General features: G+C 61.1%; 16 protein-coding genes and 4 pseudogenes. 12 read left to right on the top strand and 8 right to left on the bottom strand.

From position 1 onward, the window contains the following. Nucleotides 1–20 precede the first annotated feature (20 nt). From NKH54_RS19655 to NKH54_RS19665, 3 genes and pseudogenes are all read right to left on the bottom strand, one after another. Entirely contained in the window at nucleotides 21–1,535 is a 1,515-nt protein-coding gene (locus tag NKH54_RS19655) for a hypothetical protein (RefSeq protein WP_023692440.1), read from the bottom strand. Next, complete coding sequence (locus NKH54_RS19660) at nucleotides 1,532–6,463, bottom strand: AAA domain-containing protein (RefSeq protein ID WP_023692441.1); 4,932 nt, start codon at nucleotides 6,461–6,463, stop codon at nucleotides 1,532–1,534. Before NKH54_RS19660 ends, NKH54_RS19655 begins: the two co-directional genes overlap by 4 nt. 522 nt (nucleotides 6,464–6,985) lie before the next feature. Then, nucleotides 6,986–7,168: pseudogene (locus NKH54_RS19665) on the bottom strand (SDR family NAD(P)-dependent oxidoreductase); the annotation flags it as partial. A gap of 201 nt (nucleotides 7,169–7,369) precedes the next feature. Here NKH54_RS19665 and NKH54_RS19670 point away from each other — a divergent pair. The 6 genes from NKH54_RS19670 (at nucleotide 7,370) to NKH54_RS19695 (ending at nucleotide 14,107) form a co-directional block, all read left to right on the top strand. After that, nucleotides 7,370–8,827 carry a class I SAM-dependent DNA methyltransferase gene (locus NKH54_RS19670; RefSeq protein WP_352667882.1) on the top strand — a complete coding sequence of 486 codons (1,458 nt, stop codon included), beginning with the start codon at nucleotides 7,370–7,372 and terminating at the stop codon, nucleotides 8,825–8,827. Further along, the gene (locus NKH54_RS19675) at nucleotides 8,824–10,536 is read left to right on the top strand and encodes a restriction endonuclease subunit S (protein ID WP_353028765.1); all 1,713 of its coding nucleotides are present in this window, start codon (nucleotides 8,824–8,826) and stop codon (nucleotides 10,534–10,536) included. Before NKH54_RS19670 ends, NKH54_RS19675 begins: the two co-directional genes overlap by 4 nt. Then, nucleotides 10,526–12,094, top strand: a complete 1,569-nt coding sequence (locus NKH54_RS19680; protein ID WP_353028766.1) for an AAA family ATPase — start codon at nucleotides 10,526–10,528, stop codon at nucleotides 12,092–12,094. Before NKH54_RS19675 ends, NKH54_RS19680 begins: the two co-directional genes overlap by 11 nt. Further along, entirely contained in the window at nucleotides 12,091–12,876 is a 786-nt protein-coding gene (locus NKH54_RS19685; protein WP_353028767.1) for an HNH endonuclease family protein, read from the top strand. The genes NKH54_RS19680 and NKH54_RS19685 overlap by 4 nt, the downstream gene beginning before the upstream one ends. Before the next feature lie 642 nt (nucleotides 12,877–13,518). Further along, a complete protein-coding gene (locus tag NKH54_RS19690) occupies nucleotides 13,519–13,707 on the top strand; it encodes a hypothetical protein (RefSeq protein WP_353028768.1) in 189 nt (62 codons plus the stop codon). 172 nt (nucleotides 13,708–13,879) lie between these two features. Next, nucleotides 13,880–14,107: a DUF982 domain-containing protein gene (locus tag NKH54_RS19695; protein WP_502901371.1), complete on the top strand. Its 228-nt coding sequence runs from the start codon at nucleotides 13,880–13,882 to the stop codon at nucleotides 14,105–14,107. A 380-nt stretch (nucleotides 14,108–14,487) separates the two neighbouring features. On the opposite strand, the gene NKH54_RS19700 is transcribed toward NKH54_RS19695, so the two are convergent. Continuing rightward, nucleotides 14,488–14,934 carry a winged helix-turn-helix transcriptional regulator gene (locus NKH54_RS19700; RefSeq protein ID WP_352667892.1) on the bottom strand — a complete coding sequence of 149 codons (447 nt, stop codon included), beginning with the start codon at nucleotides 14,932–14,934 and terminating at the stop codon, nucleotides 14,488–14,490. A 152-nt stretch (nucleotides 14,935–15,086) separates the two neighbouring features. Here NKH54_RS19700 and NKH54_RS19705 point away from each other — a divergent pair, with 152 nt between their 5' ends. Both NKH54_RS19705 and NKH54_RS19710 read left to right on the top strand, forming a co-directional pair. Then, on the top strand, nucleotides 15,087–15,365 hold the full coding sequence (locus NKH54_RS19705) for a DUF1127 domain-containing protein (RefSeq protein WP_023697496.1): 279 nt from the start codon (nucleotides 15,087–15,089) through the stop codon (nucleotides 15,363–15,365). Between the two features lie 676 nt (nucleotides 15,366–16,041). Beyond that, nucleotides 16,042–16,932: a LysR substrate-binding domain-containing protein gene (locus NKH54_RS19710; protein WP_352667894.1), complete on the top strand. Its 891-nt coding sequence runs from the start codon at nucleotides 16,042–16,044 to the stop codon at nucleotides 16,930–16,932. Nucleotides 16,933–17,085: 153 nt separating this feature from the next. On the opposite strand, the gene NKH54_RS19715 is transcribed toward NKH54_RS19710, so the two are convergent. Further along, nucleotides 17,086–17,598: a hypothetical protein gene (locus NKH54_RS19715; protein ID WP_023731489.1), complete on the bottom strand. Its 513-nt coding sequence runs from the start codon at nucleotides 17,596–17,598 to the stop codon at nucleotides 17,086–17,088. Between the two features lie 228 nt (nucleotides 17,599–17,826). Between NKH54_RS19715 and NKH54_RS19720 the strand changes: the two are divergent. Next, nucleotides 17,827–18,904, top strand: a pseudogene (locus NKH54_RS19720) (IS30 family transposase); the annotation flags it as partial. Nucleotides 18,905–19,015: 111 nt separating this feature from the next. Here NKH54_RS19720 and NKH54_RS19725 read toward each other — a convergent pair. Continuing rightward, nucleotides 19,016–19,643 (bottom strand): annotated as a pseudogene (locus tag NKH54_RS19725) (tyrosine-type recombinase/integrase). Nucleotides 19,644–19,828: 185 nt separating this feature from the next. Continuing rightward, a pseudogene (locus NKH54_RS32520) lies at nucleotides 19,829–20,059 on the bottom strand (hypothetical protein); the annotation flags it as partial. A 319-nt stretch (nucleotides 20,060–20,378) separates the two neighbouring features. Between NKH54_RS32520 and NKH54_RS19730 the strand changes: the two are divergent. After that, nucleotides 20,379–21,125 carry a hypothetical protein gene (locus NKH54_RS19730; RefSeq protein WP_352667897.1) on the top strand — a complete coding sequence of 249 codons (747 nt, stop codon included), beginning with the start codon at nucleotides 20,379–20,381 and terminating at the stop codon, nucleotides 21,123–21,125. A 157-nt stretch (nucleotides 21,126–21,282) separates the two neighbouring features. Here NKH54_RS19730 and NKH54_RS19735 read toward each other — a convergent pair whose 3' ends face one another. Then, nucleotides 21,283–22,080 carry a PAN domain-containing protein gene (locus NKH54_RS19735; protein ID WP_023692429.1) on the bottom strand — a complete coding sequence of 266 codons (798 nt, stop codon included), beginning with the start codon at nucleotides 22,078–22,080 and terminating at the stop codon, nucleotides 21,283–21,285. Between the two features lie 496 nt (nucleotides 22,081–22,576). Here NKH54_RS19735 and NKH54_RS19740 point away from each other — a divergent pair, with 496 nt between their 5' ends. Continuing rightward, a complete protein-coding gene (locus tag NKH54_RS19740) occupies nucleotides 22,577–24,205 on the top strand; it encodes a S1C family serine protease (protein ID WP_245261318.1) in 1,629 nt (542 codons plus the stop codon). Further along, nucleotides 24,202–25,464 (top strand): hypothetical protein, encoded by a 1,263-nt coding sequence (locus NKH54_RS19745; protein ID WP_352667900.1) that lies wholly within the window; start codon nucleotides 24,202–24,204, stop codon nucleotides 25,462–25,464. Before NKH54_RS19740 ends, NKH54_RS19745 begins: the two co-directional genes overlap by 4 nt. The last annotated feature ends 22 nt before the right edge of the window (nucleotides 25,465–25,486 follow it).

Here is a 25,486-nt window from a genome sequence, read left to right on the forward strand (position 1 = left end):
CCGTTCGAGGGGTGCGGCGGCTATTTTGAGGCGGGCACGGCCCCTCCTGCACTGTCCTCCGTCTTTTCCGTTGCGGGCGGCGCGATAAGGTTTCGTCTGAGCACGTCACCGAGTTTGAACGCTTCGGCGTTCGCGTCGAGCAACTCGCCCGCACGCGCCAACACGTGCGAGTCGAAACTCGCAAAGCCCAAAGGGACCGGCAAGCCCGATTGTTGGCCGATCGGCGCGTGGACCGTTGCGGCGACGAAGGCACCCGGGACGAGCAGCATTTCGAACCCGCCGGGAAATACACGGGCGTTCGACTCGTACCCGCGGGTGAAGGCTTCCTTCACCCAGCGCTCGGCGCGCTGTGCGGTCAACGAAATCGTCTCTACGTTCTGCCGCACACCGAGATCCTCGTTCAAGCGATTGATCTGTTCGCGGAACTGTTCGACGATTTCGGCCATGATCGAGGTGCTTCCCCAAAGTGGGGCCTGGGGCACCACCCAATAGATCGCAGCTGCGGCGTGGCGCGTTTTGCGCAGGCCGTAGCTTGCGACATCGAACAGCCTACGCGCATTTTCCTTGGTGAATAGGCTGCCGATGATCGGCACGGTCGGGCGGTCAGCACGGACGTCGCCGTGGCTCGTGAAGGCGTGTCGATAGAAGCGCTGCACGCTTAACCCATCGCGGCGCGTCCATTCCTTAAGATAGTCTTGGGCAAGTTGGATCAGGAGCTGGTATGCCTCGCCATCGTCTTCCCGCCGCGCAACAGCCATGCGCTCGACCATCTCGGCGACCGCAAGCCCCACTGCCTCACGATCTGACAACTCGTAGTCTGACTTCCACTCGGAAAGGTCGATGTCGGGTAAGGTTGGCTTGAGCCCCGATGACATCAACCGGACGCGCACGAGCGTCGAAAAGCGCTCCTCAGCCGCCACCCCGTCGATGGAATAGAGCGTGCGTCGCGGGGTCGAGATTGGATCGATCTTCAGCGCGAACTCGCGAAAGAACCGACGGAACGACGACGGCACCCTTTCCGTTGCCGAGCTGACTTGCTCAACGTCGGCCAGCGGCAGTTCGGGAAGGTTCCGCTCGAAGTAGCTCAGAAATTTCTTTTCGGCGGGCGCCAGCGAGATGAGGTCGAAGCCGACGCGTGCGATCTTGCGCTCGACCTCGTAGATAAGTGGTTCTTCGACACCAGGGCGGAAGAGCGAAAGCCCCGTCTGTGTCAGCGTGATGCGTCCCTCGCTCCGACGGATGTAGTCGGCGTCCTCGACCTCGTGGAAAACGTAGGCCATCTCGCGCCGGCTATATCCGAAGAAGGACTGGACCGCTTCCTCTGTGCAGCTTCCCATTGCGCGGACGAAGCGAATTAGAAACTCGGCTGTCACGGAGACCTTGCCAACATCAGCGACTTTGTGCTCGACGACGAACCGACGACAGGGCAGCGTTAGGTCGATCGTCGCCAACTGGAGCGGGCCGTCCTCCGATTCTTCGACGAGCCCCTCGCGCACGGGGCCGAGCGTCAGCTTACTGCGGGGCTGGACGGTCATTGTGCCTTCTCCAAGGCGCCATCGATGGGCGCGGCGTTGAGCCGATTCTCCAGTAAAGCCATTGCATCTACTTCCCTTGCGTGCCCGTATTCAACGTTACTGGCAAAGGCCCGCGCGATCCGGTCCATCGGCCCGGCCTCCTCCCATCGCTTCAAGCTACCCACGATAACAAGGCGGTCCATAGCGCGGCTGATCGCGACGTTGATGCGGTTGGGCCTTGCGAGGAATCCAGGCCGAATTGTCTTGAAGCCGCCCTGCACGGGCCCGTCCCAATTATTGCGAACAAGCGACACGATCACGATGGGGTTTTCCTTGCCCTGGTAGCTGTCGATCGTGTCCACCTTCATCGCGGCTCGCAGCGAGGGATGGATCGGTGCCAAGGCGATTTTGCGCCTCACGAGGTCACGTTGGGCCGAATAGGCGCAAATGATCCCGATGCCATGGGCATGCGTTGCTTGTTGGGCAAGCCAGTCGAGGAACAGCTGGCATTCGCTCCATCGCTTAAGAAGGCTTACGATCACGTCTGCCTCAACCGTATTGGTCAGGCTCTTGCGATGATTGGGATCGGCTTGCTTGGCGCGCTCGCCAAACGGCGCCGTGTCGAACCACGTGACAGGCGCGCTGAGGTCGGCAGGTAGCGCTTCTGCGTCGATGATCGGCGTCACGCGACCATGCTCAAGGCGCTTGCCATAGAATGACCGCGAGACAATCTCACCGATCGGGGGGAGCATACGATATTGCCGTCGCAGCGTGTGACCCGCGGCAATCCCATAGGGTGTCTCGAAGATGCGCTCGAAGTCGCTCCTCGCAACCTCCGCCACGCCCACGCCGAGGCGCTCGGCGACTTCGTCGACCACTGACTCCGGATGCTGTGGCTCAAGCTGTTTATGGTCGCCGACGAGTACGATCCATGCGCCCGCCTGGATCGGCACCGCGAGCTCGCTGGCGGTGCAGCGCGCCGCTTCGTCGACGATCACGAGGTCAAAGGGTGTTGAGGTCAAGCCAAGCGCCGATCTGCCGAGCCCCACACAGGTCCCAGCGACGATCTGGCGCGTTCCGGCGAGGAAAGTTTCGAGGCTCCGTTGCTCGGTCGAGACTGTTCCCACGAAGTCGCGTGCTAGCCCTGCGACTGCCTGGAACCTAGCAACACGGTCAGCGCTCGGGCGCTCGCCCTGCGGCATGGCCTGGAGGCAGGCGTCGACAATCGTCGTGACAATCTTCTCGGCCGCCAGGTCGGCGGGCAGCGTGTCGTCTATGCCAAGCGGCAAGACCTGCTGGCTGATTGTCTCGCGAAGCGCTGTTACTCGTTGCGCCGAACTTTCCTCGTCCTGCAAGCTGGCCAGCCGGGCCGCGACGGGCCTTATCGCAATCTCGACATGGGTCAGCGCGTCGGTCAGCGCCTCTGGAATGCCCAGTCCCTGGGCGGCGACGGCCAAGCGCTCGCGCATCTCGGCACGGAACCTATCCTTCTGGAGCTGCTCGACTCGCTCGACGTGGAATGGCAGCAGGCGGTCTGAGACAACACCCTCGTTGCCGACGCGAAGGATGCTCGGTATCTCACCCGCCCGAGCGAAGAGCTTAAGCACGGCCTCGGCGGCATTGTTGACCGCTTCATGCGCTTGGCTTGCGAGCAGGACATTGCGCGCCAGCCCCAAGGTGAGAGCGGCATGCACCAACGCCGCAATGAAGACCGTCTTGCCTGTTCCCGGCGGCCCCTGCACGAGGGCGAGCGGGCGTGTGGCGAGCACAGCTGACAAGGCCTCGGCCTGCTGGTCATTGAGCTCGTACTGCTCCTTCAACTTTTCGACCGGCTGGCGATCGGGCAACGACTGCGGTGTTGCCGCGGTGCGCGGATCGAGGATTCCGATCAGGTTGCGCGTACGCGAGGTGCGCCCGACGATCCGCCTGACCGCAGCCTGGCGACGGTCGAGGCTGGTCTCCTCCATGCGGCTCCGGAAGCGAAGCTCGTCGCCCTCCTCCACTAGCGGCGGTCCGTTTCGCTGCTCCGGCCGCATGCTTTCCAGATAGAGCGTGTCAGGCTTGGATCGCTGGAGGTCGAGTTGGCCGACGGGCCGCCAATTGCCTCGGCGATCCTCGCGCTCGACCATGACACGGTCACGCCGATTGTAGTCAAACGACCCACTCAGCAGGTCAAACTGGACCTTGTGCCGGTTGATGCTTATGTCGAAGACGCTGTCCTCGGCAACCTGCCCATAGGTGACCAACTCCCGCTCGGCATCGACGAGGATCCCCCACAGCATCGCCACGTCTACCTGACCGTTCGGCGGTGGCTCAGCAGCGATCGCCTCGATCAGGTCGTCCTCGGGCGACTCGCCTGAAACGATGTCGCGTTGTTCGGCGGGCTGCTCGCCCTCCGCGCTCACCTCGGCGTCCGTCGCCCTGGGCTGCGTCGGACCCAGGGCCGCAGTGACATCCTCGCGTTCGAGCAGCGGAGTGAGGTCTTCCAGATTGGTAACTGGACCGTCCTCGACGATGATGGCAGCTTCGAGTGACGCGAACTCGAACCTCTGGAAAAGCCTGATCCTTGACTGCTCCAGAGCGCGCCGGTTGAGCCGGTAGGGCTTTCCGTCAGCCCCGATGCTGACCTCAAGCTCCTCGCAGGCCCCGCGGATAATGAGCGTACGTCCCCAGGGGGCGCGGCGCAGGAAATAATGGCCCTCGTCGGGTAGCAAAGGGCCTGCCCCTACGTGTGGGCTAGCGAGCCGGATCGTCGCCAAGTCCGCGTCGTGCGGCTCGCCGGCCGCCAGCACATCGATCAAGGGAAGCAACGTCGCGTTCGCCGGGTCGTCGGTTCGCACCTTCGCGATTGCCTCGCGAAGGCGGCCGGATATTCTCGAATCGCTTCCGGCGAGGAGCTCCTCGCCGATGACTGTGACCGCGAAGCAATCGCGTTCGAAGCGACCGCCGCTCTCGGGGGCATAGCGCGCAGTTACAGTGTCGCCTTCGGTGGCCGTCGTAAAGTCACTCAGGTCGACGATAACCGGGTCGCTCGGTGCTGCGGGATCGACGAGGATGTTGGCAGGTTTGAGGTCGCCATGCGCCAGGCGAAGGGTGTGCAACTCCTCGACCCGCCGGGCAAGAGCGTCGATTAATTGAAGCCGCGCTTCCTCGCCAAATTGCTCCGGGTGCTCCGCCATCAACAGCGCGAGGTCGGGGCGATCGATCCACTCCTGGATCATGACGATCGCATCGCCCAGCCACATCGCACCCAGAATTTTCGCGCATCCCTCGGGCTCGACTGCCGAGAGCTCGGCGAGCTGATCTAGGAAATCAAGGATGCGCGATCCTTCCTTCTTCTGGTCGCCCCACGAAGCACGCTTCCAGACCTTTACCAGCACCTCGCGACCGTCCTTGCAGGAGCGCCACAAGGCGCGCGTCTCGTCGTCTCGCAGGATCTCGGCAGGCGGATAGGCCTGGAAGAGAGCCATCTGACTCTTGATCGCGCCGCGATGCCGCTCAAGCCCTGCTATGACTTCCGCAGGCGTGGGCCGGATGGCGACTGCAGCGTTGAAGGCCGTCAGCGCGTCTCCCGCGTCCTTGAACCGGTGCATTGGGTCGGGCGCGAGCGCGGACGCCAGCCAGCCGTAAAGTTCGACGTAGTCGGATGCCTTGTCGCACTCGCTGTCCCACTCGGGAATTCCGCTCGAGGTTGCAGGGCCCGTGCCCAGGAGGATGCGGTGAATGGCGGAAGCGGCGAGGAACACGTCGCGACGTTTAGGGGTTGTTTCGACTCCGAAGATGTCCTCTGGCAGCTTGCCTGTTGACAGAAACTGGAAGCGCGACTCGCCGAGCGAGCGAACATCGGGGTAGCTTGCCGCCATCAGGTGCGAGAGCCGAACGGTTGACGGTCGCTGCACCCAGACGCTGTGCTGTCCGAGGTCGAGGTGCGCTGCCTCCGCGAGGTGAAGCGCGTCGAGGGATGAGAGCAATTGGCGAGCCAGTTCGATTCGATCGACCCGGCTAAGGTCAGCTAGCTCGGAGCTGCCAAAATCTGTCAGACGGTGAAGCCGGCGCCGGCGGTCATAGACCTCCCAGTATCGTACGCCGAAGGTCGGGTCGCGCGTCTTGCCGCCGACAATCACGCTGTCGCACTGTTCGCTTCGGTCCTGCAGGTAGGCGATGACCTCCTGCTCGCGACCGGCGATCTCGCTACGTCCTTCTTCGGTCTGGAAGCGAGTTTCCGCCTTGGAGAAATCCCATAGCCGCAGGACTCCGAGGGTTGGCGACTGCCGTTCGTCGCTCGCCTCGAACTCCGCGAAGATTCCCTCGGGGTGCTCGAACACCGGTGCGGCGGACGTGGCATAGAAGCCACCATAGGTCCGTCGGCCAGGTACGAAGACGCCCTTGCTCATATTGAAGAACTTCGAGAGCTGGTCCTTCCACTCCGCCGAGGTCAGGATGCCAGCGGGTGGCCCTTTGCCGAACACCTCGATCCGCTTGGGAACCGACTTGAGCGAAGAAGTGAACGCCGCGACGGGCATTACCGCCCGCCGCTCGGTCTCCGAAATGCCGCTGAGGTCTGTGGCCTTGGTCAGGACCACAAGGCCCTGTACCCTAGGGACGATCGGCTTTGCGCCCTTGGCGTGGCGCTTGAGGTGGGCCTCGAGCTGAATGAAGACGTGGCGCGCGTTGGCAGATATCTTCGCGACCGGCGACGGGCCATGGTCCCGCCCGGCGTTGTACCAATGCCCATCGCGGCTCTCGATCGGGCCGAACCAATCCTTGAGATCGACGACCAGTATGCGGTCGTCCGCCACGATGATGACGTCGATCTCGCGGCTTGAGCCGGGCGCGGTAGCAAGGTCGAGGTTCGTATAAGCGAACCAGTGCGAAGGCAATGAAGCTAAGGTCTCGATGCCCTTCACCTCGCGCACATGTAGGCCGTTCCCGCAGTTGATGATCTTCAAGCGAATTCCCCCGAGCCGCTACCGCGGCCACTCCAGATGTTAGCTTTCGTTTTTGCGCTGGCAACTTCCTTTGAGCAGGATACGCGCCTTGGCGGAAGGGGGTAGATCATAGCGAACAATGTTGTCCAGAAGATCGCGGGCCACTGGCGCGGGTCGACCGACTACGTCGCAGTCCTCGACCGAACGGCGGCTTCGGGGCTCTGCCGTGGACTATCAAGATGGCGATCGGAATGTCTGCTTCCAGGCGAAGGCAAAGTTTGCCTCAACAACCGAAATTGGGCGCATTGCGGACTGGCAGGTTTGGGGCCGCCTCCAGACAGTCCGCTTCTGGTCGTGGGAGGCCGAATAGCTGCCGGCAAGGATGGGCACACTGCAAAGCGCCCACCCTTGTACGGTCGGGTCTCATGCTTATCACGACTCTCATTCCAGATGTTTAGGCGGTCGGAACCGTGCCGCCGTCAATAACTTCGGACCGCGCGATGTCCATTACCCGAACGGAGCATGGCCCAATGCCAGCCTCCCTGCTATGCGCAGTGCCAAGCCATTGGAGCCGCGATCGGCAATCCAGCCAGGTGAAACTCGCACGACGCGCACTCCCTTCGGGGAGACCTCGTTCGAGAGGCTTTTGCTGTAGGTGTTCAGCGCCGCCTTGGCAGACGCATACCCGGTGGTAGGCTCGGGCAGCGGCATGCGACCCTGGATCGACGGCTCCGCGTCTCTGCCTGTTGCTCAACCTGCGCCCTACGACGTAAAAGAAACGGCCAAGGCTCTAGTCGCCGCTGGATGAAAGTTCAGTGGCAGGTCACTCGGACTCAGGCAGGGCTTCGCCAGAAGGCGGCTTTCAATAAGCCGAGTGACCTTCTACGAAGAGGGATAGCCGCCCGTACCGGGCCAAGGACAAACTGCGTGACGCCCTATTCTGACCTCGTGACCCGCCTCTGGCGCCTCTGCAGTCTGCTGCGCAAAGACGGGGTAACCTATCCCCAATATGTGACCGAGCTCACCTATCTGATCTTCCTTAAGCTCGCTTCCGAGCGGCAGGATGAAAACCTAGCGATACCGGAGGGGCACCGCTGGAGCGACCTCCTCGGCAGCGGAGACGATGCGATCCTTGATCGCTACCGCCAGACGCTGGCGATACTGGGCATGTCGCGACACAGCCGGACTATGCAGGCAGTCTTCGCCGGGGCCGTCACCGTTGTGCGGGACCCGGCGACCCTGCGGCGCCTGGTCGATGCTATCGACGGCTCCGACTGGTTCTCGGACGAACGAGACGCGTTTGGCGACGCCTATGAAGGACTGCTCCAGAAGAACGCTGAAGAGACCAAGCGTGGCGCGGGTCAGTATTTTACGCCCCGCGTTCTGGTCGACTGCATCGTTTCCCTGCTCAAACCTCGTCCTGGCGAGATCGTGCAGGATCCCGCAGCCGGCACCGGCGGATTTCTCATCGCGGCGGATCGCGCCTTGCGGGCGGATTGGCAAGGGTCAGAAGAGGCCTTGGCCTTCCAGCGCACCCGCGCCCTCCGCGGCGTAGAAAATGTGCTGGACACCTATCGTCTGCTTTGCATGAACCTCTATCTGCACGGGATCGAGTCCGAACACGTCCTGATGGGCGACACCCTGTCGCAACTGGGCGCCTCTCCCGAGTTTAAAAACACCGACGTCATCCTCTCCAATCCCCCGTTCGGGCCGTCGGGCGGCGCGTCGTCTCGCGAAGATCTCTCGATCACCGCGAAATCCGCAAGCTTCCAGCTGCCGTTCGTCGAGCATTGTATGTGGGCGCTCGCGCCAGGCGGGCGAGCGGCGGTCATTGTTCCGGACAACGTCCTCTTTGAGGGGGGCAAGGGGAAGGCACTGCGTCAGGCGCTGATGCGGGATTTCAATCTGCACACGATCCTGCGCCTGCCCACCGGGATCTTCTACGCCCAGGGGGTCAGAACCAATGTGCTCTTCTTCAGCCGGCCGGCTGCCCCACCGGACGGGAGCGCGACAGAGACGGTCTGGATCTACGATCTTCGAGCCGCGGACGCCGGGAATGGCGGCAGTGGAAGTGATTTCGCCTCTGGTCTGGACGCGTTTGGCCTGGCATTCGGCGACGACCCCCTCGGTCGGTCACCGCGCGAAGAGGATGGTCCAAATGGCCGATTCCGCCGGTTCAGCCGCCAGGCGATCGCGGAAAGAGGCGACGACCTCTACATTGTCTGGCTGAATGAGGAGGAGAGCGAGGACGAGGCGCTTGAATCAGCCTCTCCTGATGCAGTCGCTGCCGTCGTCGAACGCCATCTGGTCTCCGCTTTGGGCGAGATCCGATCCCTCATCGACGAACTGGGCGATGATAACGCGGCTTGGGATGACCCGGAATGACGCTTCCGGCCGACTGGGTGACGTGCACTCTTGAAGACCTCCTCCATCCGGCGCCCGGCGCGATTGTCGACGGCCCGTTCGGAAGCGCGCTGAAGTCTAGCGACTACACCTCTCAAGGCTGCCGGGTGATCCGGCTCAACAACATCAACGTCGCTACGTTTAACGACACGGACAAAGCCTACGTGGATGCTCGCCGATTTCCCGAACTGCGTCGGCACGAAGCCCAAGCTGGGGACATACTGACGGCCGCCTTGGGCGATCCACTCGGTCGGTCCTGCCTCGTGCCTGAGGATCTCGGCTCCGCGATCGTGAAGGCTGATTGTTTCCGCTCAAGGCTTCACCCCCGCGTCGACGCCGGCCTCATCATGTTCTGGCTCAACAGCCCGACGCTCGCGCGATATTTCTCGGAGCACGGCAAGGGCGTGGGACGGATCCGGATCAATCTCGCTGTCCTACGCACCGCGCCCCTACCCCTCCCGCCCGAAGATATTCAGGCGGCGCTGGTTGAAAGAATCCGGACGGTTATGGCCCGGTCAGAGAAAGCCAAGTCGGAGGCGCAACTCGCGCTTAGGGCGGCGAGGGCGCTCAAGGTGAGCGGCCTGAAGGCCGGCGTGACCGGCCAGCTGACGGCGCGATGGCGAGAGACAGCCACCGAGGTCGAGAGCGTCGACGCCCTTCTCGAGCGGATCCCAGCACCGACCCAAGCACCGGGTGGGCGCAAGCCGACGGACACGCGGATGGCAGGTCAGGCGGCGATCGCAGTCAACGATCCAGAAGCGCCTCTACCCCAAAGTTGGCGGTGGACGCCGCTCCTGCGATTGGCTCGCCAGGAAACCGGGCACACGCCAAGCCGTCGACATCCGGAATACTGGGATGGGGACGTCCCTTGGCTCGGCATTCGCGACGCCCGAAAACATCACGGTGCCGTCATCGACAGAACCGCCCAGACCATTACCGCCGCCGGTCTGGAGGGCTCATCCGCACGCATGCTCCCGGCCCGGACGGTTTGTTTGTCGCGCACAGCGTCCGTCGGCTACGTCACCCTGCTCGGCCGCCCCATGGCGACCAGCCAGGACTTCGTGACCTGGACCTGCTCCCCGGCGCTGATGCCGGAGTATCTGCTGTATGCGCTGATGGCCGAGGGAAAGGGCATCCGTCGCTTCGGCAGAGGTTCGACCCATACAACGATCTATTTCCCCGAGCTACGCGCCCTTCATATCGCTTTACCGCCGCTCGAAGAGCAGCAGGCCATTACAGGTCGCATCAAGCGGTTGCTCTATCGCGCCGATATGCTGGCGTCCGAGGCCTCGCGCGCCATAGGCGTGGCGGACGACCTCGTCGTGCGTACGATCACTCAAGCCATGTCGGGTGCCCTTGGCGCCGCGAGTTCAATTTCCGGCGCCTCGGCCCGGTCGCTTCTCGACGACATCGCCGCAGAACGACGCACGCTCGAAGTGGAGCGCAAGCGACGTAAACCCAACAGGTCGCCGAGGTCCGCCTCTCCTACAACCCCGCCAAACCAGGATCGTTTCATGACACCAGATCAGATCACCGCGGCGGTGCGCGAGGCCGGCGGCTCGATGCGCGCCGACACCCTATGGAAGTTGAGCGGTCTTCCCATCGACGTCTTTTACCGGCGCATCCGGGACGAACTGGCGGCGGGCCGCCTGACCGAGTCGAGTGACAAGGAGAGCCTGCTTGCGCATTGACCATCTTGCAGTTCGAAACTTCAAGAACCTTCGCGACGTCCATCTTGACTTCGACGCGTCCCGTCTGGAAACCGTCATCATCGGGCAGAACGGAACCGGCAAGTCTAACGTGCTGGAAGCCTTAGCGACGATCTTCCGGGACCTCGATGATCCGCGCCGGGAAACGGATTTCGCATACGACATCACGTACCAATGCAAGGGCCGCAAGGTCCGGATCGACCATCGGCATTCGGATGCGGCGACGACTACCGCGACGAGCGATGGCAAGCCGACACTCATGGGCGTGATCCGCGCACGAGACAGCGATTTCCTGCCGAACCACGTTTTTGGCTACTACTCAGGCGAGTCAGACCGGCTGCGCGCCATCTTCGACCCGCCGCAGCGCCGGTTCTACGACGCGGCCATCGAAGTCGGTGCCGATGAGAAGCTGGACCCGAGAACGTCTTCGCTACGGCGGCTCTTTTACGTCCGGGAACGCTATGGCGCCTTGGCCCTCCTAACTTATTTTGCCTTCGCTGACAACGAGGCGCAGGCATTCCTCAAGCGACATTTGGGCGTCGGTCAGTTCGATTCCGCTCTGCTCACGCTCCGCCGGACCGAGTGGGGCAAGCGCAAGCCGGTCGGCGAGGCGCTGGCCAAGTCGGACAGCCGGTTCTGGTACGCTCGCGGCATTGTTCGCAAGCTGCTGGATGGTCTCTGGACCCATTCGCTCACGCCCATCCGGCACAAGGAAAGCGTCTCGGAGGACTATCGCCGAACAGGTGCGTCCGAGGAGCAGATCTACATCTATCTCAGGGACGAGCAGGCGCTCAGGTCACTCGCCGCGCCGTTTCGAGACGAACAGACCTTCTTCGCTTATCTGGAAACCCTCGACCTGTCAGACCTCGTGCGAACGATCCGGATCTGGGTCACGCGGGAAGGCGCTTCGGAGGCTATCCCGTTTCACGAAATCAGCGACGGCGAGAAGCAGTTGCTCAGTGTCTTGGGGATGATGCGTTTCGCCGCCCATGACGAGTCGCTGTTCCTGCTCGACGAGCCGGACACCCATCTGAACCCGGCGTGGAAGTGGAACTATCTGAGTTTCATCAAAGAAGTCGCGGGCCGCAACGAGAACTGCCACGTCATAATGACGAGCCACGACCCTCTGACGATCGCCGGCCTAGAGAAGTCCCAGGTGCAGGTGCTCTTTAGGGGCCGAGACACCGAGGTGAAGGCGGCGCAGCCCGCTGTCGATCCGAAAGGGCTCGGTGTGTCCGGCGTGCTCCGCCAGATCTTCGGCATGGCGACGACGCTGGATGCTGAAACGCAAAAGCTGGTCGACGACCGCAATGCACTGCTCGTCCTCCCGACACGCACGGAGCTCGAAGACGCCGACCTGTTCGCGCTGAACAACAAGCTGGACTCCCTCGGGCTGGCCTACCAGAGCAGCAACCCCGCTTTCGAAGACTTCCTGCGCTCCTTGCATCGGGCTGACCGAGAAGAGCGCGGTCCTTACACGCCTGAAGAGGTCGAAGCGCAGAACCGCTTCATGCAGGAGATCGTTGAGGGTCTTCGGTGAAATACATCAACTATCCAGTGGGCGCGATCGAGGCCGCCTGGCGGGCCAGGGCCGAGACCGCCGCCAGCACCGCGGCTCAGAAGTCCGAGGAAGCGGCCAAAGCCTACATCGCCAGCAGAAGCGAGATCTGGAGCGACCTGAAGCCCGCCCTGGAAGCCCTGTCTTCGGGAAAATGTTGGTACTCGGAAGCTAAGGACCGGGTGTCCTTCTGGCACGTTGACCATTACCGTCCCAAGAGCCTCTATCCTTGGCTCGCCTTCGACTGGAGAAACATGCGCTTGTGCGGCGGCGTGCCCAATATCGCCAAGTCCAACGATTTTCCGCTGAACGACGAAACCACCCGAGGCACCAGCGCTAGCGCCTCGACCGCTCTGGAGGTTCCCCTACTGCTGGATCCCACGCAGTGGGGCGATCCGGACCTCCTGACCTTCAACGGGGCTGGCGAGCCGACTTGCGCCGATCCCCGAGACCAGGTGGCGGCGCTGAGGGTCAAGCTGTCGGTCAAACTCCTCAACCTTGATACGGAGAAACTCTGCGAAGGCCGCCGCGCCACATGGCGCAGTTGCGAACGCCGGTTGAAGGATCTGCGCGGCATCGTCGAAGCCCAGCGTCATCAGAACAACACCGACGCGGGCGACCGGCTGAAGGACCTCTGCAGAGATCTGGACGACCTCTACGATGAGGAGTCCGAGTTCACGGCTACGGCCTGGGCCTGCGCTAAGGAACTCAATGCGGAAATGATCGTGCGTCTTGCGAAGGAAGTAGCGCGGTCCTTGGACTGACGGTTTGTGGCGACTCGCGCTGCAGCTATCACCGACACCGAACAATCTCCTCGCCGCTTCGACGCCGTCTAGCGCAGTCGCGCGCACCTTGCCTTTAAAAATCTTAATGACGCCACTCGCTTTTAAGACCGTGCGGACAAGAGTCCGGGCGAGATCAATTATTCAAGCGAATGTCTGCTGTTGGGCTCCTCGCTCCCAGCAGCGAACGCTGGAACGTAGGCGCATTGCTGACCTTCAAAGCGTTGGTGCAGGCCTCTGCGCCTAGCAATAAACGACATGAACCGGGAATCTCTTCCTGGGAGGAGCGGGGAACTCGATGCGTGACTCTTGGGGAGATGCTCGGGATGGACCTCGAGAAGCGTGATTTTGATCTGCGGCTTACACCTGTTGCAGTCGAAATTGAGCTTCAAGGGATCCACGCCGCCGCCATTAGACCATCATCAGGTCCGCGGACCGGCAGTAGCGGACGTTGCCGCAGCTGCACTCGGCTTTCACAAGCATGTTGTGCCGGGTCGCCTTCCCAGAGTGTCGATCGGATCGTGCGCCATAGTGAACAAAAATGAGGAAGATATTCCTGTCCAGTCAAGAGGGATTGACTACCGTGTTCCTATTTTGTTCACGCTGGCAAATTGGAGACAACCCATGAAACCGACGATTGCGACTGAATCCGAACAGCCCGAAATCTACGCCACGATAAGGCGCGAGCTGCCGGCCATACATCGCGCTGTCAGGAAGATGGGAAAGCAGATGCGCGGCCTCTCACCTCTCAGCCAAAAGGCGGCCATCGCTGAATTAACCGCCATATGGTGCCTGGCGAACTATCCCGCATGACCTTGATCGTGCATTGTCTTTGGCAGAGGCCATACATGACAGGGCCACTCCGCGACGACGACGCGTCGACAATCATGCATGTGAACATGCCGGCTGCGGCAAGGATGGAGGCTTCGGATTTGCAAAGCCGCGCATGGCATCGCACTGGTTCTGCATGGAAGACCGGAAATCAATGACGGTTTCCTCTATCTGTGAGGCCGAGGAAGCGCTCCTGGGGCAGTGGCCAGATAAAGAAGCGGCGGCCTATAGGAATGCGTGCCGATTAATTGCGGAGGCCAAGGATGGAAGCTGCAGTCCGGCCGTAGCATTTGCGGCGTTCAAGGCCGCCGCTATCGACCAGCGCTTGCTGCAGCCGGCCAAGACGGAGTCCGGCGCTCGGCATGTCGGACAAGTGCCATAAACCATCGTGATGATGAACCGCCGTCTCCTAGGCGCGTCGCTCGCTGATTTCGTCAAGTTGCTTGCTTCGGGGGAGCTTCCAATCCTAGACGAGAAGACTGATCGCCAGCGAAAGCGACGGCATCTGCTTCATATTCGAATGCTCGGGAATACGTTTCACCGTTCCTCCCTATGATGCGAACAACCCACTCGCCCAACGAATGGCGGATCTCTAGGAAGAGGGAAGACGAAGACGGCGGCCGGTACGTGACGCTGTCCAATGCCCTCGGGAGGCTTGTCCCGCCAAAATCGGCTCCATCATCGGAGGAATGAACTTCACGCATGCACTGACTCCCGAGACCGCGAGTCAATTAGCGCGTGCTTAATTAGTTCCGGAGCGTTTTAACGAATCGTTGACCGCGCTGTCCCAGAATAGGACGGCGCGGTCAAACCCCAACCTTGGCTGCGCAGGCGGCTTCGGCATTGAGTTCCACCCCGAACTGTCGGAGCCGCCACCCACCCCACACTTATACCAGCAATGGTTGAATCAACCGTTACTGCACGTGCTTTCCATGGCGCTTCCCTGAGGTTTATCGACTTCTGGGTACGGAAATAGCAGATGGCGCCCGTCGCCCCGTCCTCGACGCGCTCGACCAGGCCCAACGCTTCCATGTCCTTGAGCCGCCTCGACAAGAGGGCGGACGAGACGTTGCCCACCCCCTTGCGAATGTCATTGAAGCGGGTCGAGCCGTTCCAGAGTTCGATCAGGATTTGGATCGTCCAGCGGGGCTCCAGGAACTCGCAGGCGTGCGAGATCGGGCAGACCAGTCCGTAAGGCCGTCGCGTCATGGCTGACCGCTCCTTTGCCGCAGGTTAGGCCTTGCGGAGCTCTAAGGCCAGTTCACAATCTGAAGCGGAGTGCTTCCGAAGGTGCGCTGGCCCCTTCCCGTCCTCTGCCATGATGGTGGTCGTCATTCGTGCATCCCCCAACGGAGGCTACCATGACCTGGCGTAACATTACGCAAACGACACTAGGCGAGACCGCACTGCGCGTGCCGCGCACTTTTTTTGATCCTCCGCTCGAACGGCTGCTGGCCCTTGTCTGTGAGTGGCGGACCCGCCGGAACATAAAGCGTGGGCTTGGTCACCTGTCCAACTTCCTTCTGCGCGACGTTGGCTTAACCAAAGCAGACGTCGAGGCGGCCTGCGCCGACAGTTTCGATACATCCGCCTCTCTCGCGCTTAAGAGTGCAGCGCAGAACCAGACGGGAAATTGGTGAGAAGGGAAAGCCCCGCGGGCTGAGCCCGCTTGAGGGCGGCAATTGGTCAGCCGAATTAGGGGCCATTCTTTAACAACGATTTTGAGGCGCAACCGCGGCGTCCGGCGTGGTCGCCGGCGATGTCTCCATTCGGGCCGCTGCAAAATTGAACTCTCTGGTCGAGTTAAGGCGCATTGCTGACCGGTAGATTTTTTGAGCCGGTAGCTGACCGGCAGCTTCGGTCTGCGAATCTTCAAGGCCGGACATTCAGGGTTGCGTGGGCGCGTCGTGACTTGACCTGAAGGGGAGCTTAGCGCACTCGACAAAGGGTTCCAGCTTTCAAGTGGTCGGCCTAGTCAGGATCCGATCATCGCCAGAATGGCTTTGCAAGTTCAGACTCCACTTCGTCCTCCGTCAATCCAATATCGTCGATCATGTGCGGCGCTACCCCCGATAGTCGCGCTAGGTCACGGCGGTAGAAATGCCGTTGCCGCCATCTTGAGACATAGCGAGCTATTCTGATTGCTCGAACCTCATGGGACAAGTCCTGAAACGTCGATGCAAGAAGATTGTTGCTCACCGTCAGGCCTCCGTGCCAACCTCGCGCTTGCAGATGACAGCGTAGGCAGACAGCGTACCGGCTACAAACCAGTCTTTCTCTGGGATAGGCTCAGAATTCCTGAGGTAGTGACAGTCGATGCGTCTCCCTTCACTCAATGCGCTTCGGGCCTTTGAAGCAGCCGCGCGCTACGAAAGCTTTGCGCGCGCGGCTGAGGAGCTATGCGTGACCGAAGGAGCGATCAGCAGGCACGTCAAGCTGTTGGAAACAGCATTGCAAGTGGAATTGTTTCGACGATTGCCGCGCCGGTTGGTTTTGACCGATGCGGGGCGCAATTTTCAACCGATCCTGGCGGCCGCGTTCGAAAGCATTGCCGCGGGAGCTCAAGACGTGCAACGCCAGCCTCGGCATCTGAAGGTTATCTGCCCGCCCACCTTCTCCATTCGGTGGCTGCTACCGCGGCTTGACCGTTTCAAGCAGCAATGGCCTGCAATCGGTATTCGGGTAACGACCGCTCCTTTTGACTGGGAAATTTTCTTCGGAGGTGAGTTCGATCTCGCCTTTGACTGCGGTTATCCAAATCGGCCGAAAGATATCGAGGCGGTGTTGGTGTTGCAATCGTTCGGCACCCCAGTTTGCTCTCCAAAGCTACTGGAGAGGGGCGTGCCAATAACGTTTCCTGCCGACCTGGTTCACCATAACCTGCTGCATGAGACGCCTGATCGGCACGATTGGAAAGTTTGGGCTGGGCGATTTGCGCCGAACCTTCTTGACGTGAACTCGGGTGAGGTTTTTCCCAGTGCCGATATGGCCTATCGTGCCGCGGCCATGGGCCAGGGCGTCGCGATCGGAGACCTCTCTGTGCTTCACGACGAGATTGCCAAGGGAGAACTGGTGCTGCCGTTCAAAGATATGCAGATCTCTGACGACACGGAGGCCTATCATTTGTGTTGCAGAAAAGATTGCTGGACTGACCCTCGTATCGCCGCGTTCCATAAGTGGGTTTCGGACGAGGCCACGTGGTCCTGAAGGCCGGACGGTCAGGCGCGCCCCAAACCGCCCAGCCGCTGCCGCCTCGTTGCGGTCGTTAGCCCTTCCCTCCGGCAAGGAAAGCTCCTGTCCCGAAGCTACCGCTCGAAAGGAACATCAAGGCCGCATCGGGGCCTGCGATCCTGACTACATTCAGGATGGCCAAAGCGGCTTCACCCGCTCAATCCGATATCTCTTCTCGAACTCACGGAGCACCATTTCGAGCGTTGCCTCAAAAGCACTCTGATCGAACATCATCGATTTCTTTGCCTCGTGAAGGTAGCGCCAGTCGGTGAAGGCATCTTGGTGTTGATACAGGATGTGACGAATGCTGTACTCGATGTAGAAACCATTGGGATGATACGGGACCACTGACCTTTTGAACTCCGCGTCGAGTTTCTCTTGGCTTTCGGGCTTTAGGCGATCAAACAGCCTTATCAGGTTGTGCGATTTGACGACTCTTGGATTTTCATGGTCGAAGACGAACCACGCTTTGAGTGCCAGCTCCATAGAAAGCGCCAAAAGCATCGGTTCAACACCGACGTGTTCGCGTTCGCTCAGGTCTGCATGCTTTCCGAATTCTCGGCTTGGAAAGCTCTGAGTTTTTCGGAAGATCGCCTTTGCGGCTTCCCCGATCCTAATGGCCGTCGATAAGCGCGCACTCATTAGGGGTCCATTAGATTGATCTAAATTAACGCCGGAGCTGAGCTGAGATATTGCAAGAACGCAATCGCTTAGGCCAGGAGGCACGGAACACAACTTACTGACGACAAGTTAGAGTTGAGTTCACCGCCGGCGACCCGTTTTCGGAAGGTGGGCGAACGACCGGAATGAGGCGGCGGGTTCAACCGGTCGTCGCAACCCGCTTTATCTGAGAGGATGAAGAGGTGTTGCATGGTGACGTCACGGATCTGGTTTACGTCAGCGCAGAAGGTCGAGCTTTGGGAGCGATGGAACCGAGGTCAGAGCACTTGACCGCCGGAACAAGACCGGCGTTCAGCGGATCGTATGCTTACGCAGCGGCATTGCTCCGTCAGCTAGGCGTAGAGGGGCCTTGGCGCTCGGGCTGGCGGAACGCGAAGAGATCTCTCGCGGGATCGCGGCGGGTCTTGCGATCCGCGCTATTGCACGAAGTCTCGGGCGATCCCCATCGACAATATGTCGCGTTATCTCGCGCAATGGCGGTGCACAAGCGTATCGTGCAACCCGGGCCGACAAGCATGCTTGGGTGCGAGCGCTGCGCCCGAAGCAGTGTCGCCTGGCAAGCTCTGGGCGGCTACGATGGCAGGTGGCGCAAAAGCTAGCGCTGCAATGGTCCCCGGAGCAGATAGCGGGCTGGCTGAGGCGAGAGTACCCAGGCGATCCAAGCATGCGGATATCTCATGAAGCGATCTATCGCAGTCGATTCATCCAGTCGCGAGGGGCGCTCAAGAAGGAACTATCAGCGCACCTGTGTACCAAACGACAGATGCGGCTCGCAAAAGGCGCACAGAGCCGGACGGGGCAAGGACAAATACTCGATATGATCTCCATCCGCGAGCGCCCCGCCGAGGCTGAGGATCGCGCCATCCCAGGCCATTGGGAGGGTGATCTGCTCACCGGCGCGAACGACACGCACATCGCCACCCTTGTCCAGCGACACAGCCGGTTCACGATGCTTGTAAAGGTGGCGAGGAGGGACTCGGCCACCGTCGTGGCGGCCCTTGCCCAGACGATCGGCACATTGCCCGAAGAGTTACGACGCTCGCTAACGTGGGACCAGGGCAAGGAGATGGCTCGGCACATGAGCTTCACCGTTGCAACCGATCTACAGGTCTACTTCTGCGATCCGCGAAGTCCCTGTCAGCGCGGCAGCAATGAAAATACCAACGGTCTGCTCAGGCAGTACTTCCCGAGAGAAACCAACCTCTCCCATGTCTCGCAGGCCCAACTCAACGCCGTCGCCCTGCAGCTCAATCAGCGACCCCGAAAACCCTGGACTTCGAAACCCGGCCGATAGGCTACAGAAGGTGTTACGATGACCGGTTGAACCCACCGGCGCAAATTGGTCACGGCTCCACTCGTGAAGTGGAGCCGCACCTGATCAAACCTCAGTTGCCTCGGAAAGTTCGAGAGCATCCTCAACATCGACTCCCAGATAGCGGACCGTGTTCTCGATCTTAGTATGACCGAGCAAAATCTGGATGGCTCGCAGATTTCCCGTCGCTTTGTAGATAATCGAGGCCTTGGTGCGACGCAGGGAATGGGTTCCGTATTCCTCTGGTCTAAGCCCGATCGCCTCGACCCACGACGAGGCGTGCATACTGCCTTGTACTCATGTGAGCCCTTGGATTGATCCTGCTCGGAAACGCGTAATCATCGACTGTTCCGCCGCGTCGCTCCAGCCATGCGAGAAGGCTGGAGCGTACGTCGCTCATCAACTCGAACTGAACAGGTCGGCCAGTTTTCTGTTGGATGACCATCGCGCGAGTTCGGACTTCCGGTCCTACCACGAGGTTGCCGATTTTGATCTTGACGAGATCGCAGCCGCGCAACTTGCTGTCGATCGCCAAATCGAAGAGCGCTCTGTCTCGCAGACGCAGCTCTCGATCGAGAAAGAAGCGTATCGCCCGTATCTGTCGAGGTTTCAGAGGTCGTTTCGTCCCGACCTTCTTCCCGGCATTCCATGCCCGGCGGTCGGAGTCGGTGAGGTCGTAGCACGAGTGTCCCATTTCGCTTCTCCTGCAGCCATGATTGGCCACCAGAGAAACGCCGCTAGACTGTTGCGGGGCCGGCAGCTGACTGGCAGCTTTTGGGCTGAAGTCGTGAATAGGCGGACGTTTCGCTGCCGTCCCATTGACAACGTTCGTGTCTGGTCATGGGAGCGGGCGAGCTCCTCCCGTCGTCGGCCATCACTTCAGATCATCAATTTGCGCGTTGCGGTTCCACTCTGTCGTCCGGGATGCCTAGCAGGTGACATTGCGACGAAAGCTGACATACCGAGTCGCAAGCAATCGAGGCCTGCTTTCCCCTGATCTAAGGTAATCTTAACTGGTATGCGTTGAACGATGTGGGTGAAATTGCCGGCCGAGTTGTCTGCCGGTAGGAGTGCAAACTGTGCCCCGCTGGCTGGCGACAAGCTCTCAATGCGTCCCTCCCGGGGACGGCTCGACTGATACTGCAATCCTGCCGCCAATGCACAACGCGGCAATCTGTGTCTCCTTGAAAATTGGCCACGACCTACGCTCCGAGGAACGACGGCGACCAACAGAGTGCCTGCGCGCACATGCTGCCCGACTCTTGCCTGACGTTCGCCGACCCAGCCGTCACGCGGCGAGGTTATGATGCGCATGGAGCATTTGGCGACGATCTTGCAAAGAACGAGGGTTAAAAACACTCGGTCATGTATCGGTTGAACGACGCCATGAATGAATGCCATATGGCATTGGCTTTGTGGGGAGCGAACTATGAAATATCTTGGGGCAACCGCATTGGTTTTCTACGGTGTCGTTGCGGTCAGCGGAGCGCAGGCCGCCTGCTACGACATCTCAAAAGGGCAGCCATCGCAGTTGAGCGGCCAACTCGATCGTCGGATACTTCCCGGGCCGCCGAACTACAAAGACGTGCAGGCAGGAGATCAGCCCGAGCCGACTTACCTGCTGGAACTGGATGCCGACATCTGCCTTGAGGGCGCGGACTTTGCTGATCCCGGATCCAGTTTCCGCGAGGTTCACGTCGTGCCGGTGGGCGGTATGGAAAGCGCCATGGCATCGTTGATCGGACGCCGCGTGACTGTCGGCGTCGTTGATCGATGGGCTGCAAATAACGCAAATCACCGAGCCCCGCTCATGGCCGTTGTCGGGAGCATCGCGCCTGAAGAGGACATCACTGAACAATATGGCACTGCCGCGACTGTCGTGCGGGCGTTTTATCTGGCCCTCGGCACTGGGGACGGCAAGGAGGCGGCGCGGTTTGTAGTTCCAGAAAAGAGCACCAAGGGTCCTCTCTCCGCAGCCGCCCTGAGTGGCTTCTACGGAGGGATGCAGGCGCCGCTTAAGCTTCTCGGCATACAAGCGAAGGCAGAAGACTTGTTCTTCGTCAGCTATGCGTTCAGGAAGGGTGCGACGACATGCACTGGCCGCGCCGAAGTGAGGACAGTGAATGAGGGCGGCAAGGACTACATCGAAGGCATAAAGGCACTCGATGGCTGCTGATAGGATCGAGCCGTTGAAGTGTCCATTCGGTGGGGCTTACCTTCGCATATTAGCGTCGAAGGGTCTTGGGACATCCCGATCACGATTTTTTCGGTTATCCCAACGGCATCGGTTCGGATTTCGCCGCGCTGCCGGTCCCGCAGTGAAGCCGAGGCATTCACTCGTGACTAAGCCATATATCGATGCGGTAGCGGTCAGAACCTTGCATGGGCAATAGACCGTCCGCGCGCGTTCCCACTCCTGCAGCACGAAGGATCGGACGCATCTCCTCCAGCACCGCTCCAATTCTCCATTCCTCGGCGCTCGGCGAGGCATAGCCAACGGCCTTGGGCACCAGCGCACATTGCGGTGTGGTGTTCCTGTCAAACTGTTCAATTCTGCCCGGAATGACGCGCAACGATTCAAAAACATATCCGTTGATCGAACTGCGAATTGAGGCCGCATCGACCGGGGCTCCGCTGCAGACATTGATATAGACCCAGCCTATCGGCCTCGGGTCGCCAGGAATCGATCGATAACTCACCTTGCGGCCACTGATGTCTGGCGGCTCCGAGCGCACAACTGCGGGTTTCGGCTGGACGGCGGAAGGCGCCTCGGGTGGATTTGAGGGAGGACGATAGCCGGCGACCAGGTTCCGCGTGGCTGCCGTCGAAAGCCGATTTTGGCTGGCGGAGCCTACGCTCGCCAAAAGCCGACAAACGCCGCCCTCGGTCGAGTGGTCAAACCCAACGCAGCCCGAACGCGAGGTGCAAAGGGAACGACACGCCTCCAAGGGTGCGATGACCTGCGCGCTGACGAACCCGTTCAGTGAGGTCCCGGGATAGTCGAAGAACACTGCCGTGGTTTGCGCGCCGATCGGTTGAATGCCGACTAGAAGGACGAGAGTTGCCAGAGACGACCCGGCGACTCCGAGCACGAACTCTTGGAATCCGCAGCGAAAAAGATGCGCAAACATGTTTCCCCCGGCCGCTGTTATTCTGTTTCAAGTGGACTTGATCGCCAAGTCAGCGAAGTTCGCCGGCTTGATGTCATGACTGGCGACGTGAAGGGTCGAACTAGACGGCCAGCCAGGATTCTCATGACAGGTCGCGATCTTTCCTGTTGCCTCATTTTTCTTTGCCGTAGGCAATGCCCCTTTAGGGCTCGGCAATACCAGCCCGGCGCCACCGTAATTCTCCAGAATTTGCATTTCCAGCTATAAATGGGGGATGAGCACCGCGAAATTGGGTTCAAGATAGAAACGGTCGCCAAGACGTGAAATAGGCTGCGAGCCCGCTACAGGTTAAGCATCTGAGTCGAATCTACTTGAGGGCTCGTTGACACTGCGTTTTTTACGTCGAAATATGAGGCCGGGGACGCCGCATGGTCAACGATTTATTGCGGCAAGGGGAAGGTGCCTAATGGCTCGGGGGGGCAATGTCCACTTCGTTCGTTCAACGTCCGCGCGTGCCGTGGACGTGTTGGCTGTCGCAGGGAAACCGCTGTGGCGCGACTGCGAAACGGCATTCGCCCGCATAGATGAACTGTGCGGGGACAACACCTCGCGGCTGTTCGCGGAACCGAACGCCAAGGAGCAGGAGGGCGGCCGCCTGGTCGTGGCGTGGTTCAGCAGCTTCGACGAGGAGCCGAAGCAACTGGGCGAACTCGATCGGGGAAAACGGTCGCGGATCGAGTCGAACTTGGCCGCGCGGATCGAGGCGCTTCGACCAGCCCTGGCGGACCGGGAAATCGGCGGGACCGTTGGGGCGATGCTCAATGTCGCGGACGAAGCCTCTATCGTCGCCGTCGGCGAGAACGCCGTCCTCACGAATTGGGGAGTGCTGCCGGAGGAAGCCCGCTCCTCCCGCGCCGCATTCGTGCGGCACAGCGAGCAGACAATTGGCCCCTACCTTCCAAGCGGGATGTCCCCCCGGGTGCCTGGTCAGGCGTGGGCTGCCCTGGGAGGTTTCGCCACTGCCGGACTGTCTCCCCCGCGGCGCGTGATTGCACCCGAGGCCACCGCAGCATCCACGCAAGAGGCTCAATCAACGGCGCCAGCTCGACACAAACAGTCTTGGCTTTGGCCCATAGCTGCCCTTTCGTTGGTGTTCGCCGCCTGCCTGATCTACGCGGCCTCGCCGGGCAACCTCGTTTATCCGGAAGCGCTCCCGCCGCCACCGACAGCTCCACTCGTGAACAACGAGGAGGTCAACCGGAGCCTTGAAGAGCGAATCGGCAAAATGAAAAGGGAGCTCGCAAAGGCTGCATGCGAGGCAGATTCATCTGTTCTCGGTCCGCCGCTCCATGAGTCCGGCGGTGGAACAGAAAACGGCGCGTCAGGAGCCGCCCGCGGGCAGGCGCCTGCCCCCGGCTCACCGCATTCGCTTCTCGCCGCCCTGGACTCGGCGACGGTCCTCGTGCTCGCACCCTCGGCGGACTCCCTCAGCACTGGAAGCGGGTTCTTTGTGAGCCAGAGGGAAATCCTCACCAACAACCACGTTGTCGAGGGCGCCGGGGGGACGGTATTCGTCGCCAGCAAGGCACTCGGGCGTGCGGTTCCCGCCCGTGTCGTTGCAAGATCCGCAAGCAGCGAGACTGGAAATCCGGACTTTGCCCTCCTTCGGGTGGATGATGCCCCCAGCACTGTGAGGCCCCTGCACCTTTCTACGGAAATCGCCAGGCTGGACAGCGTCATCGCGGGGGGCTTTCCGTCATTCGTGATGTCGATGGACAGCACTTATCGAGCGATCCTCAATGGCGACACCACGGGGCTTGCCAATCTTGAGATGGTCGTCACGCAGGGCAACGTCATGGCCATGCCTCAGGGCGGGGCGGCAAAGGTCATTACCCATTCCGCGAACATTTCCCCCGGCAACAGCGGAGGTCCCCTTTCGGACGCCTGCGGCCGGGCCGTCGGAGTCAACACCTTCATAGTCCTCGACGGGGGGAACGTTCAGAAGCTGAACTTCTCCCTCGGCGCGAGCGACGCCATCCGGTTCCTGTCAGCCAACGGCGTGACGGTGGCCGGCGCCGATCAGCCGTGTAATCCGGCCACGGGAATAGCCGCGGCCGCAGGGCCAACGGAAGGCCCTGTCAAATGAGCCAGTTCGTCGCGACCACGACCCTCAGCCTGATGCGTTCCCTCGGGTCGACCGCGGAGCGCTCGGTCCATAGGCTTCAAGCCGTGCTCGGACGGGAATTCCCCGGGGGCATAGGGCTCGAGCTGGCCGAACCGGTGCCGCGAAAGGACGGCTCTGGGATCGACTGGTATACCGAGCGCGACGAGCCTCTTGTCCGGCTGACGGACCTCCCGCCCGAAACGGCGTCCGTCTACAAGGCGCGGCTCGACCAATCCGTCCGCGCAGTTCTTCGTGCGGCCGCCGCGCATGAGGCTCGCACCGACCCGGCAGCCCGCTCGACGGCTACTGCGCTGCGCAACGCGGTGACATTCCCCGACGACGAGAACGTATGGGTTTCCGGCGGCTCCGACGGGAGCGACGGAGTGCTCGTGCTTACGGCATGGGGTTACGAAAAACATGACGCGGAAACCAGCGGCAAGGGACAGATTGCTGAAGCCGCCCGGGACCGCCCGCCGACGGCTTCTGTTGCGGACACAGCAACGGAGCGGCCCGTGCGATCTGCTGGACCTGCCTGGTGGCAGTCGGTCGCCCGCAGGCTTCTTTGGCTTGTTCCCGTAGCACTCGCGGGGGCGACCGCGTGGCTGCTGCTCCCGGCTTGCGGCTTGGTCCTTCCGTTCGGAGTCACCGCATTTGGAAAGGGCGGAGGCGCTTACTGCGCCCTTGCGGCGCCGCAGCCGACTGTCGACCATAGTAGCTTGCGCACGCGGGAACTCATGTCGGAAGAAGCTGTCATCGAGGAGCAGCTGCGGCGGCACCTGAACTCGTGCCAGCCCCCCGCTCCGGCGCCAAGGGCCGAGCAGACTGACCCAGCGCAGGAAGCAGACAATCGCGTCGAAAGCGCAGGCGGTGCGGAAGGCCAGACGCAGGTGACGCTCATCTGGAACAACCGGACCGACCTGGACCTCTTCGTGAAGTGCCCGGACGGCGGAATGGTGCTTCTGGACGGACAGCCGAAATGCGGGGGCGTGCACGACATCGACATGAATCTCAATGGAGAGAGCACCAAGCCGGTCGAACACATAACGTGGGCGAGCAAGCCACCGCCCGGACACTACGAGGTCTACCTGAGAATGTTCAACAAGCGCGGAGATCCTGCCCGGCGGACGGATTTCAACGTCATCCTCAAGAAGGGTGACGCCACTCAAAGCTACCCGGGCAGCGTGACTGAAGAGTCTCACGACGCGACGCAGATGAAAGTCACGGAGTTCAATGTTCCATGACTGCAGCAAGCCGCCACCAGCC

It is taken from the genome of Mesorhizobium sp. M1004, assembly GCF_040318795.1.
Lineage (GTDB): Bacteria > Pseudomonadota > Alphaproteobacteria > Rhizobiales > Rhizobiaceae > Mesorhizobium.

What these genes read in the sequence shown, in the direction of transcription:
- NKH54_RS19655 (WP_023692440.1), bottom strand. Translation starts at nt 1,535, where the DNA reads ATGACCGTCCAGCCCCGCAGTAAGCTGACGCTCGGCCCCGTGCGCGAG.
- NKH54_RS19675 (WP_353028765.1), top strand. Translation starts at nt 8,824, where the DNA reads ATGACGCTTCCGGCCGACTGGGTGACGTGCACTCTTGAAGACCTCCTC.
- NKH54_RS19745 (WP_352667900.1), top strand. Translation starts at nt 24,202, where the DNA reads ATGAGCCAGTTCGTCGCGACCACGACCCTCAGCCTGATGCGTTCCCTC.
- NKH54_RS19730 (WP_352667897.1), top strand. Translation starts at nt 20,379, where the DNA reads ATGAAATATCTTGGGGCAACCGCATTGGTTTTCTACGGTGTCGTTGCG.
- NKH54_RS19700 (WP_352667892.1), bottom strand. Translation starts at nt 14,934, where the DNA reads ATGACGCGACGGCCTTACGGACTGGTCTGCCCGATCTCGCACGCCTGC.
- NKH54_RS19710 (WP_352667894.1), top strand. Translation starts at nt 16,042, where the DNA reads ATGCGTCTCCCTTCACTCAATGCGCTTCGGGCCTTTGAAGCAGCCGCG.
- NKH54_RS19695 (WP_502901371.1), top strand. Translation starts at nt 13,880, where the DNA reads ATGACGGTTTCCTCTATCTGTGAGGCCGAGGAAGCGCTCCTGGGGCAG.
- NKH54_RS19735 (WP_023692429.1), bottom strand. Translation starts at nt 22,080, where the DNA reads ATGTTTGCGCATCTTTTTCGCTGCGGATTCCAAGAGTTCGTGCTCGGA.
- NKH54_RS19705 (WP_023697496.1), top strand. Translation starts at nt 15,087, where the DNA reads ATGACCTGGCGTAACATTACGCAAACGACACTAGGCGAGACCGCACTG.
- NKH54_RS19690 (WP_353028768.1), top strand. Translation starts at nt 13,519, where the DNA reads ATGAAACCGACGATTGCGACTGAATCCGAACAGCCCGAAATCTACGCC.
- NKH54_RS19715 (WP_023731489.1), bottom strand. Translation starts at nt 17,598, where the DNA reads ATGAGTGCGCGCTTATCGACGGCCATTAGGATCGGGGAAGCCGCAAAG.